We start from the raw sequence: 15,307 nt of genomic DNA on the forward strand, positions 1-15,307 counted from the left end.
TTTTCTTCCATAGTTATAATGAATTTTTATCAAAAATTATGCAGGTCTTGTATGGATACGCAGTTACTCCGTGCTTTCGTCACAGTGGCTGAAACAAGTAATATCAGCCAGTCAGCAAAGATATTGTCACTCAGTCAGCCTACGCTTACACGCCAATTGCAGCGTCTGGAAGATCAGTTGGGAGCGCCTCTCTTTATACGTGGACGTAATGGCAGCGAACTAACGCTATTTGGTTTCAAAATGCTGGACGAGGCTAAATATACGCTTGCACAATGTGACCGATTGGAGCGATCCGCCAAGCAATTGCTGCACGGTAAGAAAGATCAACTTCGCATTGGTTTTGGCTATTGGGCTATAAATCGGGTGCTCAAGGCAGCAGCTTTATTTCGGCAGCAGTGGCCAAATGTTTCACTCGAACTTCGTGACATTTCAAGTTCTGGTCAGCTAACAGGGCTCAACGAAGGTGAGCTTGACGTTGGCTTTATGCGTATTCGGTCCTGTGAAGGGTTGGAGCAGCAGGTATTACAACAGGATCAACTGCTGCTTATTTTCAGAGGGCGTATACCAGAGGACGTAAAATCCCTGATCAGATCTCCATTAGTATTAATGGGAAATGAAGCCGCCCCCGATTTTTACCTGCAGGTAATGCACTATTATCAGCAGAAGGAAATAGAGCCACAGATCAGGCAAATAACGAATGAGTTTCACTCTGCACTGGCATGGACCGCAATAGATAACGTGGTAACTTTTTTACCTGAAAGTATGCGTATGTTAATGCCGCCAAGCGCTGAGCTTAACGCCGTCCGCGCAGGTTCTGATACATGGCCTTTAGGCATCATGTGGCGTAATCAACCGCATCGAAAAGCGCTAAAAGACTTCCTGTTAGCGGTTGAACTGACTAAGTAGCTATCCTCGGGGTAAATAAGTTAATGGGACAATGAATTCTTGAATGGTGTTAATCATTGGAATACCGACCGGCCGCGGTGTGCGGTCGGCAATATTTTGCCAATCGCTACGATTGACCTGATTTCATCGGTTAATGACCAGAGAGCCTGTCACGGCCGATTTCCTACTCATTTATGATAAGCCCCCTCGCATCCTCCCGGCAGCACAACAGCCAATAGGGTGGGTGAATAAATCTGATTAATGACGGGAGCAATCAATGAAATTAACGCAAATCCGCAATGCCACGCTGGTACTGGAATATGCCGGTAAAAAATTCCTTATCGATCCTATGATGGCCGAAAAAGAAGCCTGGGACGGTTTTGCTGGAAATGCACGCCCCCATCTGCGTAATCCCATGGTTGCGTTGCCTGTTGCCATTGAGGATTTACTGGCGGTTGATGCCGTGATCCTGACTCATACCCATACCGATCACTGGGATGAGGCTGCCCAGCAGGCTGTTCCCAAAGAGATGCTTATCTACACGCAGGATGAAAAAGATGCGGCGCTTCTCCGTTCTCAGGGCTTTCTCAACATTCGCGTTCTGAAAGATGAAAATCATTTTGTAGACGGCCTGACTATTTATAAAACCGACGGCCAGCATGGCAGCAACGAACTGTATGCAGATGCCCAGTGGGGTGAGTTACTCGGTGATGCATGTGGGCTGGTTTTCACCCACCATGATGAAAAAACGCTGTATATCGCGGGTGATACTGTCTGGGTTAAGCCTTACGCAAGAAACCTGCAGCGTTTCAAACCAGAGATTGTGGTGCTGAACACCGGTAATGCGGTAAATGATCTTTACGGTCCGATTATCATGGGCAAGGAGGACACACTGCGCACGTTGAAAATGTTGCCGACTGCGACCGTCGTGGCGTCTCATATGGAATCGATTAATCATTGCCTTCTTACCCGGGCGGAACTTCGCGAGTTCACGCTTGAACATGGTATCGAAGATAAGGTTCTGATTCCTGCAGACGGTGAGACAATGGCTTTCTGATGGGTCATCCCACCTGACCTGGTGAGGAATTCCATTACTACGGGTCACCTGTTATTGTCTGGTCAGTTAAAATCAGCGTCTTAGCCACCGATGAGCTGGTGGTTATCATTTACGGTAAGGTTAACGTTATGTCTGCACTGACGGTCGCCGTGATTGCCACGGTCGGATTTAGTCCATTCCACTTTTCAGTCCCCTGTATTATTTTCGGGCAGTCTATGCCGCAACCGGATTTATTCCGCGTCGAAATCTGTGCTGAAAACCCTGGCATCGTTTTGTCGGATATGGGTCTGTCCATCAACGTGGAGTATGGACTTGAGCTGCTGGACACCGCAGATATTGTTATCGTGCCTTACTGGAATCATCCGGAAGAAAAGCCTTCTCAGGTTCTGCTGGATTCGCTAATAAACGCTTGGCAGCGCGGCGCAGAAATTGTGGGGCTTTGTCTCGGTGCTTACGTCCTGGCCTATTCAGGTTTGCTTGATGGGCATCGTGCCGCGACGCACTGGGAGTTCGAACAGGAATTCATTAAACGATTTCCTGCAGTTCATCTAGATAGCAACTCGCTTTATACCAGTGATGAGCGTCTGATTACCTCTGCGGGTACCGCCGCCGGTATTGATTGTTGCCTGAATATTATCCGTGACCATTACGGTTCTGCGATAGCTAACCGGGTGGCAAGAAGAATGGTTGTTCCTCCTTACCGGGAAGGCGGTCAGGCCCAGTTTATTGAACGTCCGGTCCCGGTATCTACTCGGGATAGCAAAATGAACGAATTAATAGACTATTTGCGCCGTAACTTGGACAAGCCTCATGATCTCGACTCACTTGCCGGGTTTGTCAGCATGAGTCGGCGAACGTTAACGCGTCATTTTATCAAGGCAACCGGAACTTCGCTTGGAGATTGGCTGAATTCGGAACGCCTTCAAAGAAGCCAGGAGTTACTGGAAACGACGAACAATAGCATTGAAAGTCTATCCGAAATGGTGGGTTTTCAGTCGCCAATCTCGTTTCGCCAGAGCTTCAAAGCGAGATTCAGTGTCAGCCCAAGCGAATGGCGTAGAGCTTTTCGAGGGCCTGCGCCCGTTGATGTCGAAGTGAAGTAATAGGCCGCTCTACCCATTTAAATCCTTTCAGTTTTTTTACGCCAGAAGGTGTTTGTATAACGTCTGTTCCTCGCTGAAAGCAGCCCTTTATTCTGAAAAAGTCATCTAAGTGCCAAAAGTGTACATGTAAATAATTATGATGTGCTTTGTGTTAAGAGCGGGTTAACTAGCCTTCAAGTATGTTGATGATTAAATCGCGTGGGAAGATTGTTTCACTGGTTTCTCTGAGCTCATCGACTGCCCACCAATAGTGATCGCGAATTACTTTCTTTTCGTTACTACTCCAGCCTGAGCAGTCGATCTCTGATTTATCTGTATTAATAATAAAAAAACGCTCTTCAGCGAGAATTGTCTCCCCACTTGGCAGCATCATTGTGAAGCTTCTAGAAGCTATCTGGGGTCCTGTCGCTGTTCTTTTCAAACCGGTTTCTTCAAATAATTCGCGTAATGCAGCCTGTTCATAAGATTCATTGTGTTCGAGTCCTCCACCCGGAGTTGCCCAATATGTCTTTCCACTTAAAGCATCGTCTGTATGGCAGAAACGAAAAAGTAGAACGTGATTTTCTGGCGAAAGAATTATCAAGCGAGATGATGGACGAGTGCGCATTGGGTCTCCTGCGAATACCTGCGTGCCGTAAGCAGAGGTTCGTTTTATAAGATATTGATCAGCAGGAGGCTGCCAATTCATTCTTGGAGAAGCCTTCAAGAGGGGGCTTAGTTGCTCGAGAAGATGCGAACAAACCAAACTCCAGATGAATCTTCGGATCCAACGGTAGCGCGTGCTGGCCTCTTTGATCAATAGGCCAGCAAGGCAAAATTCCAGACAGGCTATGTCGTTACGCGAGGTATTTACTGAAGACAAAAAAATGCCCCCTGTCCGAAAACAGAGGGCAATGAGTCGAGTTCGTTTAAAACAATTAAACGTTAAACAAGAAATTCATAACATCGCCATCTTTCACGATGTACTCTTTGCCTTCTGAACGCATCTTGCCGGCTTCTTTCGCGCCTTGCTCGCCTTTATAGGCAACAAAATCGTCGAAACCGATAGTCTGGGCGCGGATAAAGCCTTTCTCGAAGTCGGTGTGGATCTTGCCAGCAGCCTGTGGAGCGGTCGCGCCAACAGGGATGGTCCAGGCGCGGACTTCTTTCACGCCAGCGGTGAAGTAAGTTTGCAGACTCAGCAGCTCGTAACCAGCGCGGATCACGCGGTTCAAGCCCGGCTCTTCCAGACCCAGTTCGGCCATGAACTCGGCGCGATCTTCATCTTCCAGCTCGGCGATGTCAGACTCAACGGCGGCGCACACGGCAACCACAACAGAACCTTCGGCGTCGGCGATAGCACGCACTTCATCGAGGTACGGGTTGTTTTCGTAACCGTCTTCGTTAACGTTGGCGATATACATGGTTGGCTTCAGCGTCAGGAAGCTCAGGTAGCGGATGGCTGCCTTGTCTTCATCGCTGAGGTCCAGCGCGCGCAGCATGCCGGCCTGCTCAAGCTGTGGCAGGCACTTTTCCAGCGCGGCCAGTTCGGCTTTTGCGTCTTTATCGCCACCTTTGGCTTTCTTCTGCACGCGATGAATGGCGCGCTCGCAGGTGTCGAGGTCGGACAGCGCCAACTCGGTGTTGATTACGTCGATGTCGTCAGCCGGATCAACCTTGTTATTCACGTGAATGATGTTGTCGTTTTCAAAACAACGTACCACGTGGCCGATAGCTTCGGTTTCACGGATGTTGGTCAGGAACTGGTTGCCCAGACCTTCACCTTTTGACGCGCCTTTTACCAGACCGGCGATATCAACGAATTCCATGGTGGTTGGCACCACGCGCTGAGGTTTTACGATCTCGGAAAGTTTGTCGAGACGCGGGTCAGGCATCGGCACAACGCCGGTGTTGGGTTCGATAGTACAGAACGGGAAATTGGCCGCCTCGATGCCCGCTTTGGTCAGCGCGTTGAAAAGAGTTGATTTACCGACGTTCGGCAGGCCGACGATACCGCATTTGAATCCCATGTTTATATCACCTTAATAGCTTGATAATCAGGCAGTTAATAATTCTGCCCGATGTAATGACCTTATTTCCGCTCATTATACACAGTTTAGCTAATGAACTCGATCCGCATCGCGGTTGGCGGGGCGCGTCGGCTTTATCAGGCTTCGGCTTTAAAGCTGTGCAGACGATTCATCGCCTTCAATAATCCGTCTTTCATTAAAATTTCGGTGCAGCGCAGCGATTCGTCGATGGCGTCGTCAATCAAGCGCTGTTCGCTGGCTGGCGGTTTGCCCAACACAAAACCGACCACTTTGCTGCGATCGCCGGGATGGCCGATGCCAATGCGCAGGCGATAAAAGTTGGGGTTGTTGCCCAGTTTGCTCTGAATATCTTTCAGGCCGTTGTGACCGCCGTTGCCGCCGCCAAGCTTGATTTTGGCGGTGCCGGGCAGGAAGTCCAACTCGTCATGAGCGACCAGAATCTCGGCGGGTTCGATGCGATAAAAGTTCGCCATCGCGCTCACCGCCTTGCCGCTCAGATTCATAAACGTGGTCGGCACCAGCAGTCGAACGTCTTGCCCATTCAGCGACAAGCGCGCCGTGTAGCCGAAGAATTTGCTCTCTTCCTTTAACTGTTGGTTATGCTGACGCGCCAGTAAATCGACATACCAGGCACCGGCATTGTGGCGGGTCTGGGCATATTCAGCGCCTGGATTCGCCAGGCCAACGATTAATTTAATGCTGCTCACGTTCTTTTCGCTTCTCGAGGAAATAATCTGGCCGCTAGTTTACCCGTGCTTGGCCGATGTGCCAAATCGTGGGCGAAAGAAAACCGATTTGATGCAGAATTGAATAGTTACAATTATAAACTATTCGCTTTTCATACAGATAAGTTATCAAAGCGTAAAGTTTTGTCATTTTGTCTCTCGACACTGTGATCGTCCCCGCAACTTGGCAGCACCTCGGCGACTATAATTTAATCAGGACGCAGAGGCGCGCTTTGCTCAACGGCAAAGTTTTGTTTAAAGGATGACCGGAGGTGACGTATGAGACGCAAAAATGCAGCAGTGTGCGGTAACGTATTGATGGGAGTAGGGTTGGTGACCATGATCGGCGGCATAGCCTGCGCGGTAATGAGCCAGTTATCGGAACTTGGTATGCCATCCTATTTAACACAGGGCGCGATTATGGCGATTTTTATCGGCGCATTAATGTGGCTGGTGGGTGCCAGAGTCGGGGGGCGTGAAGCCGTCGCCGACCGTTATTACTGGGTGCGACATTACGATGCCCGCTGCCGCAAGAATCATCGTCATCCCTGATTTTGATAGGTTTTCGATTTATATTAAATAGTTAAAAATCAAGATGAGCAAACAAAAAGCCCCGACCGATTTCCCGGCCGGGGCTTTTCTCGTTAATCACACCATGTTCCGCAACTTATCAGTTAAATTCAAAAGATAAATAGCGGAACAAATGGGGATTAATGCTCGAACATCGCTGAAATTGACTCTTCGTTGCTGATACGACGGATGGCTTCAGCCAGCATGCCGGACAGCGTCAAAGTACGCACTTTTTTCAGGGCGCGGATTTCGGCGGACAGCGGGATGGTATCGCAAACGATCACTTCATCGAGCACGGAATGCTTGATGTTTTCTACGGCGTTGCCAGAGAAAATTGGGTGAGTCGCGTAAGCGAATACGCGCTTGGCGCCGCGTTCTTTCAGCGCTTCAGCGGCTTTACACAGCGTACCGCCGGTGTCGATCATGTCATCGACCAGAATACAGTCACGACCGGTCACGTCACCAATAATGTGCATCACCTGCGAAACGTTTGCGCGAGGGCGACGTTTATCGATGATAGCCATGTCAGTGTCGTTCAGCAGTTTGGCAACGGCGCGAGCACGCACAACGCCACCGATATCTGGAGAAACCACGATCGGGTTTTCGAGATTTTGCTGCATCATGTCTTCAAGCAGGATTGGGCTGCCGAACACGTTATCAACCGGGACATCGAAGAAGCCCTGAATCTGCTCTGCGTGCAGGTCTACGGTTAATACGCGGTCAACGCCAACGCTGGAAAGGAAGTCTGCAACGACTTTGGCGGTGATCGGTACACGCGCTGAACGCACGCGGCGATCCTGACGTGCATAACCGAAGTAGGGGATAACTGCCGTGATGCGGCCGGCAGACGCGCGCCGGAGTGCATCGACCATGACTACGAGTTCCATCAGGTTGTCGTTAGTAGGCGCGCAGGTGGATTGGATAATGAAAATATCTCCGCCACGTACATTTTCGTTAATTTGCACACTTACTTCACCGTCACTAAAACGATTAACGGCGGCGTCACCTAGGCTGGTGTATAAACGGTTGGCAATTCGTTGTGCTAGTTCCGGGATGGCGTTACCAGCAAAAAGCTTCATATCAGGCACGAGAAGAACCTCAGGCTTGCGTCCAGAGAAGATACGGCTCATGGTTTCACCGGGCGGTGAGCGAAACCACAGCAATATACATACGTACATCTTACCCATTTTCACTCCGCGCGCTGCACTGCGCGAACGTTCGACGGGCATACTGCTTAAAACAAAAATCCGAGAGGCTGGCAAAGAACAGACACGCGAGCGGGCACAGTAACGCTTCTTGACTACTTTGACACTGTTAAATACTACGACACTGCTTAACTACTGTGACACTGCTTTACTGCCGTGACGCTCTATACTTTGGCTGCGGCTCTCATCAGCTCGGCACGGGTTTGATGCAGCGGCGAGACGTTAACGCCTCGAGCGACAAAACCGGAAATCCATGCCGGAGCCTTGTTCAGCACCTCGTCGGCGGCGTCCTTTGTGTCGAATTCGGCAAACACACAGGCACCTGTTCCAGTGAGGCGCGACGGCGCGTATTCTAGCAGCCATGAAACAAGCTGTTCAACCTCGCAAAAACGTTTTCTTGCAATAGGCTCACAATCATTACTGAAATCTGCATGTAATAGCTCATCAATCAGGCGTTTTGGCGTGTTCCGCGTCAACTCGGGATCGCCAAAAATCGCGGGCGTTGGAATACTGACACCCGGATGTGCGACAAGATACCACTTTTCCGGCGGCGACACGGGCACTAATACTTCGCCAATGCCTTCGGCGAAGGCGGCATGACCCATCACAAACACCGGCACATCCGCACCTAGACTCACGCCCAGCGCGGCGAGCTGCTCGTCGCTCAACTCGCCTTGCCATAAATAATTCAGCGCAATAAGCGTGGTCGCGGCATTTGACGAACCGCCACCGAGCCCGCCGCCCATCGGCAACACTTTCTCAAGCTGGATATCGACACCGCGCGGCGCGGGCTTGCCGTCCTGCTCAAGACGCTGCTTTAACAAACGGGCAGCGCGAACAATCAAATTCTGCTCGTCGGGTACGCCGTCAACGGACGGCGAAAGTGTGATTTTCTCGTCGTCGCGCAGGGAAAACGCCAGTTTGTCGCCATAATCGACGAACTGAAACAGCGTTTGCAGGTCGTGATAGCCGTTGGCGCGCTGTCCGGTGATGTACAGAAACAGATTGAGTTTAGCCGGAGATGGCCAGAATTGCGTCATCTCAGTTTAACGTCCAGCTGTCCATTTTAAGCTTGATGCGCTGATCGCCCTGCGTCATTTCGAGGCGGTTAGGCAGCGGCGGCGTCACGGTGGTGTCGTAACTCTGGTAGCTCACGCTGCCGTTCAGGCCTTTTTGCTTGTAATTAACCTGGCGCAGACGGTACTGGCTGTCGAGGCTGAAATCGGTGCTGTCGCCGGGCAGGCCAAGCATCCACTGGCGCAGGTTGGCGAGTGGAATCGACATTCCCGTCAGTTTTTGAATCATTTCATCAGGATTGTCACTGGTAAACTGTTTACCCTCGTTGTTGGTCAGCTGCGCATTGCCGTCCTGCACTTTCAGCTCCATCTCGGTGCTGCCCAACGGATTGGTCAGCAACAGGCGGTAGCTTTGCGGCGAATACTGCTGCCAGAAGAAGCGAGCATAAACTTTTTGTTTATCAGAAATATAGGCGAAGGCCCCACGGGTTTGATAATGCTGTAGCTGTTTAACCTGTTGCTCGTGCTGGCGCCACTGCGGCGCGGTCGGGCTGGTAGAAGGGCCTGTGGTCGGCGAGAAGGTCGAACAGGCGGTCAGTACCAGGCTGGCGAGGGGAAGCAGGCGGAGTAAATGAGCTTTATGCATTGACATAACGAGCTGGGTCCTTTCATTGATGTACGCTTTATTAAGCGAATACTAGCATATCCCAGCCGAAGTTTACGCAGCCCGATGAGTCGGAAATATCGGTAAATGAGAATTACTCATAATACGCAAGTGCGCTAAATCACAGCTTTTTATAAAAAACGAAGCGCACGTTTATAAAAACCGGACAGATAGTGCGGTGTGGCTTTTATTGATCTCGCGCATCTTGTAGAATGCGCTCCAGACGTAAACCCATACAAAGAAAAGTCTCTTTCGACTATCGCTCCCATGACCCTACTTGCATTAGGCATTAATCACAAAACCGCTCCAGTATCGCTACGTGAAAAGGTGACGTTTTCCCCCGACACTATCGAACAGGCGCTCTCGAGTCTGCTTCAGCAACCGCTGGTGCAGGGCGGCGTTGTGCTGTCTACCTGTAATCGTACCGAACTCTATCTGAGCGTCGAGCAGCAGGAGCAGTTGAAGGGCAAGGGAAGCGTGCAGGATCAACTGGTGGCGTGGCTGTGTGACTACCACAAGCTGTCGGCGGAAGAGGTGAAAAAGAGCCTTTACTGGCATCAGGATAACGACGCGGTTAGTCACCTGATGCGCGTAGCCAGCGGCCTTGATTCGCTGGTGCTGGGCGAGCCGCAGATTCTCGGACAGGTTAAAAAAGCCTTTGCCGAGTCGCAGCACGGTCAGGCGGTGTCGGGCGAGCTTGAGCGTTTATTCCAGAAATCCTTCTCGGTCGCCAAACGCGTGCGTACCGAAACGGATATCGGTGCCAGCGCCGTATCAGTGGCCTTTGCCGCCTGTACGCTGGCGCGCCAAATCTTCGAATCCCTCTCCGATGTCAATGTGCTGCTGGTCGGCGCGGGTGAAACCATCGAGCTGGTCGCGCGTCATCTGCGTGAACACAAAGTACGTCACATGATGATTGCCAACCGTACTCGCGAGCGCGCGCAGGGTCTGGCCGACGAAGTCGGTGCCGAAGTGATTTCACTGGCGGATATCGACGAACGCCTGGCCGACGCCGACATCATTATCAGTTCTACCGCCAGCCCGCTGCCTATTATCGGCAAGGGAATGGTCGAACGTGCTCTGAAAGCGCGTCGTAATCAGCCGATGCTGATGGTGGATATCGCGGTTCCGCGTGATATCGAGCCGGAGGTCGGCAAACTCGCCAACGCCTACCTTTATAGCGTTGATGATCTGCACAGCATTATTCAGCAAAATCTTGCCCAGCGTAAGGCGGCGGCTATTCAGGCCGAAACCATCGTCGAGCAGGAAAGCTCCAACTTTATGGCCTGGTTGCGTTCGCAGGGCGCGGTCGACATTATTCGCGATTACCGTTCTCGCGCCGATACCGTGCGTGCCGATATGGAAGCCAAAGCCATCGCGGCGATTGCGCAGGGCGCCGACGTTCAAAGCGTGATCCACGAACTGGCCCATAAACTTACCAACCGCCTTATTCATGCCCCTACCCGCTCACTTCAGCAGGCCGCCAGCGATGGCGACGTTGAACGTTTGCAGATTTTACGCGATAGTCTCGGGCTAGATCAGTAAGATACCCCAAAGGCCTTCGTCTGAAGGCGGCCAACACACCTGCGTCCCACGGATGACGGGTACAGTTTTTATTACCACAGGGTTAAACACTACGCATGAAGCCTTCTATTGTTGCCAAACTGGAAGTGTTACAAGAGCGCCATGAAGAAGTTCAGGCGATGCTCGGCGACGCCGCCGTGATTGCCGATCAGGATAAATTCCGCAATCTTTCCCGCGAATACGCTCAGTTGAGCGATGTATCAGCCTGTTTTCTGACGTGGCGTCAGGCGCAGGAAGACTTGGCCGCCGCGCAGGAGATGCTCGACGATCCTGAAATGCGCGAGATGGCGCAGGACGAAATCAAACAGTGTCAAACTACGCTCGAAGAGCTGGAGCAACAGCTGCAATTCCTGCTGCTGCCTAAAGATCCCGACGACGAGCGCGGCTGCTTTATCGAAGTCCGCGCCGGAACCGGCGGTGACGAAGCGGCTATTTTCGCCGGTGACCTGTTCCGCATGTACAGCCGCTACGCCGAAACTCGCCGCTGGCGCGTTGAAGTAATGAGCGCCAACGAAGGCGAGCACGGCGGTTATAAAGAAGTGATCGCCAAAGTTTCCGGCGACGGCGTTTACGGCCAGTTTAAATTCGAATCCGGCGGCCATCGCGTGCAGCGCGTGCCAGAAACCGAATCGCAGGGCCGTATTCACACCTCGGCCTGCACCGTGGCGGTAATGCCTGAAGTTCCCGAAGCCGAACTGCCGGAAATCAACGCCGGTGACCTGCGCATCGACACCTTCCGTTCATCGGGCGCGGGCGGTCAGCACGTTAACACCACCGACTCCGCCATTCGTATCACCCACTTGCCGACCGGCATTGTGGTGGAATGTCAGGACGAACGTTCGCAGCACAAAAACAAGGCCAAGGCGTTGTCCGTCCTGGGCGCGCGTATTCGTGCCGCCGAAGTGGCGAAACGCCAGCAGGAAGAGGCGTCAACCCGCCGCAACCTGCTCGGCACCGGTGACCGTTCCGACCGTAACCGCACCTACAACTTCCCGCAGGGAAGGGTGACCGACCATCGTATCAACCTGACGATTTACCGTCTGGATGAAGTGATGGAAGGCAAGCTTGATATGCTTATCCAGCCGATCGTGCAGGAGTATCAGGCAGACCAGCTCGCCGCGTTATCCGAGCAGGAATAATGGATTTTACCCGCTGGCTGAAACAGGCTGTGGGGCGTTTAGCGGCCAGTGATAGCCCGAAGCGAGATGCTGAAATCTTGCTCGGTCACGTCACTGGCCGTTCGCGTACCTATATTCTGGCCTTTGGCGAAACGCTTCTTGATGAGCAGACGCTGGCACAGCTTGACGCGCTGTTAATCCGTCGCGAGAAGGGCGAACCCGTCGCCTATCTCGTTGGCGAACGCGAGTTCTGGTCTTTGCCGCTCTCTGTCTCTCCTGCCACCTTGATTCCCCGTCCCGATACCGAATGCCTGGTTGAGCAAGCGCTGCTCCGTCTTAACGCGCAACCCGCGCGCGTGCTGGATTTAGGCACCGGAACCGGGGCAATTGCCCTTGCGATCGCCAGCGAACGGCCTGATTACGACGTGATCGGCGTCGATCTCCAGCCTGATGCCGTGGCGCTGGCGCGTTATAACGCCAGCAAACTGGCCATCAACAATGCGCAGTTTTTGCAAGGCAGCTGGTTTACGCCCGTAGTTGGGCAGCGTTTCGCAGTAATCGTCAGTAATCCACCGTATATTGATGCCGCCGATCCTCATCTGGCGCAGGGCGACGTGCGTTTCGAACCCGCGAGCGCGCTGATTGCCGATAACAACGGGCTGGCTGACATCGAACTGATTGTTGAGCAAGCGCCGCACTATCTTGAGCCGCTCGGCTGGCTGCTGCTGGAGCACGGCTGGGAACAGGGCGAAGCGGTGCGAAATATCCTGCTTGGCGTCGGCTTTAACGCTGTCGAAACTATCAGGGACTATGGCGATAACGATCGCGTGACCTTGGGGCAGTGGTCTGGCGTGCAGTAAAAAGTAGGTTAATAAGGCGCTATCAAAGCGACCAAAATAAGAAAGGTGCTGCAATGTCGTCATATATTTGGGTAAAAGATTTCCATATTGTGTTTATAACTGCCAGTATCGCTCTGTTTATACTGCGCTTTTTCTGGAAATGGGCCAAAGCCGAGATAGTGCAGCAGCGTTGGGTAAAAATCGCGCCGCACATCATTGATACTTTTATGCTGATAAGCGGGATTTGGCTGGTGGTCATCACCCATTTTTACCCCTTTTCCCCACAAGGTTCATGGCTGACCGAAAAGCTGTTTGGCGTTATTATCTATATCGCCCTGGGTTTTGTGGCATTGGGAGAAGGCAAGAAAAAAGCGCGCAGTCAAAAAACTCGCTGGGTGGCCTTTATTCTTGCCTTGGGTTGTTTGTATTTGATTGTTAAGCTAGCCATAACAAAAATACCGCTGCTAATGGGATAACTATGAATACCATTGCTGATTTTGAATTTAACGCCGCGCCGCTCAGCGCCGGTGTCATCCTTGTCACGCAGGCAATTCGCTTTGATTTTAAAGCCGACGATGTGAATCGTCAGTTGCAGGCTCTGGTGGAAGAAGCCAGAAGCAAGGTACCTGAAGAACTGAATCAGGATCAGCAGCTTGAAGTTTTGATTGACCTCTTTTATCACATTTGGGGGTTTGGCGGCGCAGGCGGCGTGTATCGCCTGTCCGATGCCATCTGGATTGACAAGGTGCTGGCCTCGCGTCAGGGCACGCCGGTCTCTTTGGGGGTAATTTTTCTGCACATTGCGCACGCGCTTGATTTGCCTCTGATGCCGGTGATTTTCCCGACTCAGCTTATTGTGCGCGCCGACTGGCTCGACGAAGAGATGTGGCTGGTGAATCCGCTTAACGGCGAAACCCTCAGCGAACATATTTTACAGGTGTGGTTGAAGGGTAATCTGGGCGTCAGCGCCGAGATTGAAGATGATGACCTCGAAGAGGCCGATCACACCATGATCATCCGTAAAATGCTCGATACGTTAAAAGCGGCGCTGATGGAAGAGAAGCAGATGGAGCTGGCGCTTAGCACCAGCGAAGCCGTGCTAGAGTTTGATCCCGATGACCCTTACGAAATTCGCGATCGCGGACTGATTTATGCGCAGCTTGACTGTCATCATGTCGCGATTTCTGATTTAAACTATTTTGTCGAACAATGCCCGGAAGATCCGATATCGGAAGTGATCAAAGTACAGATCCACTCGATTGAACAAAAACGGGTAACGTTGCATTAATCAGCCTCTGGCAGGCTATCACCTTGTAACAATGAATTATTATTAATTAAGGCCAAAGCATGAAACATAAAGTGGTTAGCATTAAGGATATCAACGTAGCAAACGATTTGCCGTTTGTGTTGTTTGGCGGCATGAACGTGCTCGAATCACGTGACATGGCGATGCGCGTTTGTGAGCACTACGTCAAAGTGACTGACAAACTGGGCATTCCTTATGTGTTCAAAGCCTCTTTTGACAAAGCCAACCGTTCTTCCATCCACTCTTATCGTGGACCGGGTCTGGACGAAGGCATGAAGATTTTCCAGGACCTGAAAGCCGCGTTTGGCGTGAAGATCATCACCGACGTTCACGAAAGCTGGCAGGCACAGCCGGTTGCCGAGGTTGTTGACGTGATTCAGCTGCCTGCATTTTTGGCGCGTCAAACTGACCTGGTTGAAGCGATGGCGAAAACCGGCGCGGTAATCAACGTCAAGAAGCCTCAGTTTGTTAGCCCGGGTCAGATGGGTAACATCGTCGACAAGTTTAAAGAAGGCGGCAACGATCAGGTTATTCTGTGCGATCGCGGCAGCAACTTTGGCTATGACAACCTCGTGGTCGACATGCTGGGCATGAACGTGATGATTAACGCCACTGGCGGTCATCCGGTCATCTTCGACGTGACTCACGCGCTGCAAACTCGTGACCCGTTTGGTGCAGCGTCTGGCGGCCGTCGTGCGCAGGTTGCCGAGCTGGCACGCGCTGGCATGGCGGTAGGCATTGCTGGCCTGTTTATTGAAGCCCACGAAGATCCGGCCAACGCCAAGTGTGACGGTCCTTCAGCGCTGCCATTGGACAAGCTGGAGCCGTTCCTGGCGCAGATGAAAGCCATCGACGATTTGGTCAAGAGCTTCCCGGCGCTCGATACAAGTAAATAAATTCACCAAGCGTTCTCAGTGCTGATTAGCGTTCTCAGAGTTTAATAAGCGTTCTCAGTGCTGATTAGCGTTCTCAGAGCTTAATAAGCGTTCTGGGATCACTTGAGAATTTCAGAGGCGACCTTCGGGTCGCCTTTTTTATTGCGTTAGCAGCAGTAATAAAGAAGAGAAAATCACAGATTGCAGAAAAGCAAGAAGGCCCTGATTTTCATCAGGGCCTTCTCGTTTAATTTGGCGGTGAGAGAGGGGTTCGAACCCTCGATACGATTTCTCGTATACACACTTTCCAGGCGTGCTCCTTCAGCCACT

At 51.8% G+C, this 15,307-nt stretch carries 16 protein-coding genes; 10 read left to right on the forward strand and 6 right to left on the reverse strand.

Annotated elements, in window-relative coordinates; translation table 11 throughout:
• Positions 1-51 precede the first annotated feature (51 nt).
• The 3 genes from SC206_RS03160 to SC206_RS03170 all read left to right on the forward strand — a co-directional run bounded on the left by SC206_RS03160 (position 52) and on the right by SC206_RS03170 (position 3,045).
• Positions 52-906, forward strand: coding sequence for a LysR family transcriptional regulator (locus tag SC206_RS03160; RefSeq protein WP_332734086.1), 855 nt, complete (start codon positions 52-54; stop codon positions 904-906).
• Positions 907-1,162: 256 nt separating this feature from the next.
• Positions 1,163-1,942 (forward strand): MBL fold metallo-hydrolase, encoded by a 780-nt coding sequence (locus SC206_RS03165; RefSeq protein ID WP_332734087.1) that lies wholly within the window; start codon positions 1,163-1,165, stop codon positions 1,940-1,942.
• Between the two features lie 128 nt (positions 1,943-2,070).
• Positions 2,071-3,045, forward strand: coding sequence for a GlxA family transcriptional regulator (locus SC206_RS03170; protein ID WP_332734088.1), 975 nt, complete (start codon positions 2,071-2,073; stop codon positions 3,043-3,045).
• Positions 3,046-3,211: 166 nt separating this feature from the next.
• On the opposite strand, the gene SC206_RS03175 is transcribed toward SC206_RS03170, so the two are convergent.
• From SC206_RS03175 to pth, 3 genes are all read right to left on the reverse strand, one after another.
• On the reverse strand, positions 3,212-3,652 hold the full coding sequence (locus SC206_RS03175; RefSeq protein ID WP_332734089.1) for an NUDIX hydrolase: 441 nt from the start codon (positions 3,650-3,652) through the stop codon (positions 3,212-3,214).
• A gap of 310 nt (positions 3,653-3,962) precedes the next feature.
• Positions 3,963-5,054 (reverse strand): redox-regulated ATPase YchF, encoded by a 1,092-nt coding sequence (gene ychF, locus SC206_RS03180; RefSeq protein WP_332734090.1) that lies wholly within the window; start codon positions 5,052-5,054, stop codon positions 3,963-3,965.
• Between the two features lie 137 nt (positions 5,055-5,191).
• Positions 5,192-5,782: an aminoacyl-tRNA hydrolase gene (pth, locus tag SC206_RS03185; protein WP_332734091.1), complete on the reverse strand. Its 591-nt coding sequence runs from the start codon at positions 5,780-5,782 to the stop codon at positions 5,192-5,194.
• 297 nt (positions 5,783-6,079) lie between these two features.
• Between pth and ychH the strand changes: the two genes are divergently transcribed.
• A complete protein-coding gene (gene ychH / locus SC206_RS03190; protein ID WP_332734093.1) occupies positions 6,080-6,352 on the forward strand; it encodes a stress-induced protein YchH in 273 nt (90 codons plus the stop codon).
• Positions 6,353-6,510: 158 nt separating this feature from the next.
• Here ychH and SC206_RS03195 read toward each other — a convergent pair whose 3' ends face one another.
• The 3 genes from SC206_RS03195 to lolB all read right to left on the reverse strand — a co-directional run bounded on the left by SC206_RS03195 (position 6,511) and on the right by lolB (position 9,243).
• Positions 6,511-7,458, reverse strand: a complete 948-nt coding sequence (locus SC206_RS03195) for a ribose-phosphate pyrophosphokinase (protein WP_332734119.1) — start codon at positions 7,456-7,458, stop codon at positions 6,511-6,513.
• A gap of 281 nt (positions 7,459-7,739) precedes the next feature.
• On the reverse strand, positions 7,740-8,615 hold the full coding sequence (ispE, locus tag SC206_RS03200; RefSeq protein WP_332734095.1) for a 4-(cytidine 5'-diphospho)-2-C-methyl-D-erythritol kinase: 876 nt from the start codon (positions 8,613-8,615) through the stop codon (positions 7,740-7,742).
• A 1-nt stretch (position 8,616) separates the two neighbouring features.
• Positions 8,617-9,243: a lipoprotein insertase outer membrane protein LolB gene (lolB, locus tag SC206_RS03205; protein WP_332734097.1), complete on the reverse strand. Its 627-nt coding sequence runs from the start codon at positions 9,241-9,243 to the stop codon at positions 8,617-8,619.
• A gap of 279 nt (positions 9,244-9,522) precedes the next feature.
• On the opposite strand from lolB, the gene hemA reads away from it, so the two are divergent.
• From hemA to kdsA, 6 genes are all read left to right on the forward strand, one after another.
• Positions 9,523-10,800, forward strand: a complete 1,278-nt coding sequence (hemA, locus tag SC206_RS03210) for a glutamyl-tRNA reductase (RefSeq protein ID WP_332734099.1) — start codon at positions 9,523-9,525, stop codon at positions 10,798-10,800.
• 95 nt (positions 10,801-10,895) lie between these two features.
• A complete protein-coding gene (gene prfA / locus SC206_RS03215) occupies positions 10,896-11,978 on the forward strand; it encodes a peptide chain release factor 1 (protein ID WP_332734101.1) in 1,083 nt (360 codons plus the stop codon).
• The gene (gene prmC, locus SC206_RS03220) at positions 11,978-12,817 is read left to right on the forward strand and encodes a peptide chain release factor N(5)-glutamine methyltransferase (protein ID WP_332734103.1); all 840 of its coding nucleotides are present in this window, start codon (positions 11,978-11,980) and stop codon (positions 12,815-12,817) included. The genes prfA and prmC overlap by 1 nt, the downstream gene beginning before the upstream one ends.
• Before the next feature lie 53 nt (positions 12,818-12,870).
• The gene (locus SC206_RS03225) at positions 12,871-13,272 is read left to right on the forward strand and encodes a SirB2 family protein (RefSeq protein WP_332734120.1); all 402 of its coding nucleotides are present in this window, start codon (positions 12,871-12,873) and stop codon (positions 13,270-13,272) included.
• Between the two features lie 2 nt (positions 13,273-13,274).
• The gene (gene sirB1, locus SC206_RS03230) at positions 13,275-14,084 is read left to right on the forward strand and encodes an invasion regulator SirB1 (protein ID WP_332734105.1); all 810 of its coding nucleotides are present in this window, start codon (positions 13,275-13,277) and stop codon (positions 14,082-14,084) included.
• Positions 14,085-14,143: 59 nt separating this feature from the next.
• Complete coding sequence (kdsA, locus tag SC206_RS03235) at positions 14,144-14,998, forward strand: 3-deoxy-8-phosphooctulonate synthase (protein ID WP_332734107.1); 855 nt, start codon at positions 14,144-14,146, stop codon at positions 14,996-14,998.
• The last annotated feature ends 309 nt before the right edge of the window (positions 14,999-15,307 follow it).

The organism is Rouxiella sp. T17 (assembly GCF_036663475.1).
Lineage (GTDB): Bacteria > Pseudomonadota > Gammaproteobacteria > Enterobacterales > Enterobacteriaceae > Rouxiella.

Coding starts and splice junctions, on each gene's coding strand:
- SC206_RS03160 (WP_332734086.1), top strand. CDS start 52: ATGGATACGCAGTTACTCCGTGCTTTCGTCACAGTGGCTGAAACAAGT.
- SC206_RS03165 (WP_332734087.1), top strand. CDS start 1,163: ATGAAATTAACGCAAATCCGCAATGCCACGCTGGTACTGGAATATGCC.
- SC206_RS03170 (WP_332734088.1), top strand. CDS start 2,071: ATGTCTGCACTGACGGTCGCCGTGATTGCCACGGTCGGATTTAGTCCA.
- SC206_RS03175 (WP_332734089.1), bottom strand. CDS start 3,652: ATGCGCACTCGTCCATCATCTCGCTTGATAATTCTTTCGCCAGAAAAT.
- ychF (WP_332734090.1), bottom strand. CDS start 5,054: ATGGGATTCAAATGCGGTATCGTCGGCCTGCCGAACGTCGGTAAATCA.
- ychH (WP_332734093.1), top strand. CDS start 6,080: ATGAGACGCAAAAATGCAGCAGTGTGCGGTAACGTATTGATGGGAGTA.
- ispE (WP_332734095.1), bottom strand. CDS start 8,615: ATGACGCAATTCTGGCCATCTCCGGCTAAACTCAATCTGTTTCTGTAC.
- lolB (WP_332734097.1), bottom strand. CDS start 9,243: ATGTCAATGCATAAAGCTCATTTACTCCGCCTGCTTCCCCTCGCCAGC.
- hemA (WP_332734099.1), top strand. CDS start 9,523: ATGACCCTACTTGCATTAGGCATTAATCACAAAACCGCTCCAGTATCG.
- prfA (WP_332734101.1), top strand. CDS start 10,896: ATGAAGCCTTCTATTGTTGCCAAACTGGAAGTGTTACAAGAGCGCCAT.
- prmC (WP_332734103.1), top strand. CDS start 11,978: ATGGATTTTACCCGCTGGCTGAAACAGGCTGTGGGGCGTTTAGCGGCC.
- SC206_RS03225 (WP_332734120.1), top strand. CDS start 12,871: ATGTCGTCATATATTTGGGTAAAAGATTTCCATATTGTGTTTATAACT.
- sirB1 (WP_332734105.1), top strand. CDS start 13,275: ATGAATACCATTGCTGATTTTGAATTTAACGCCGCGCCGCTCAGCGCC.
- kdsA (WP_332734107.1), top strand. CDS start 14,144: ATGAAACATAAAGTGGTTAGCATTAAGGATATCAACGTAGCAAACGAT.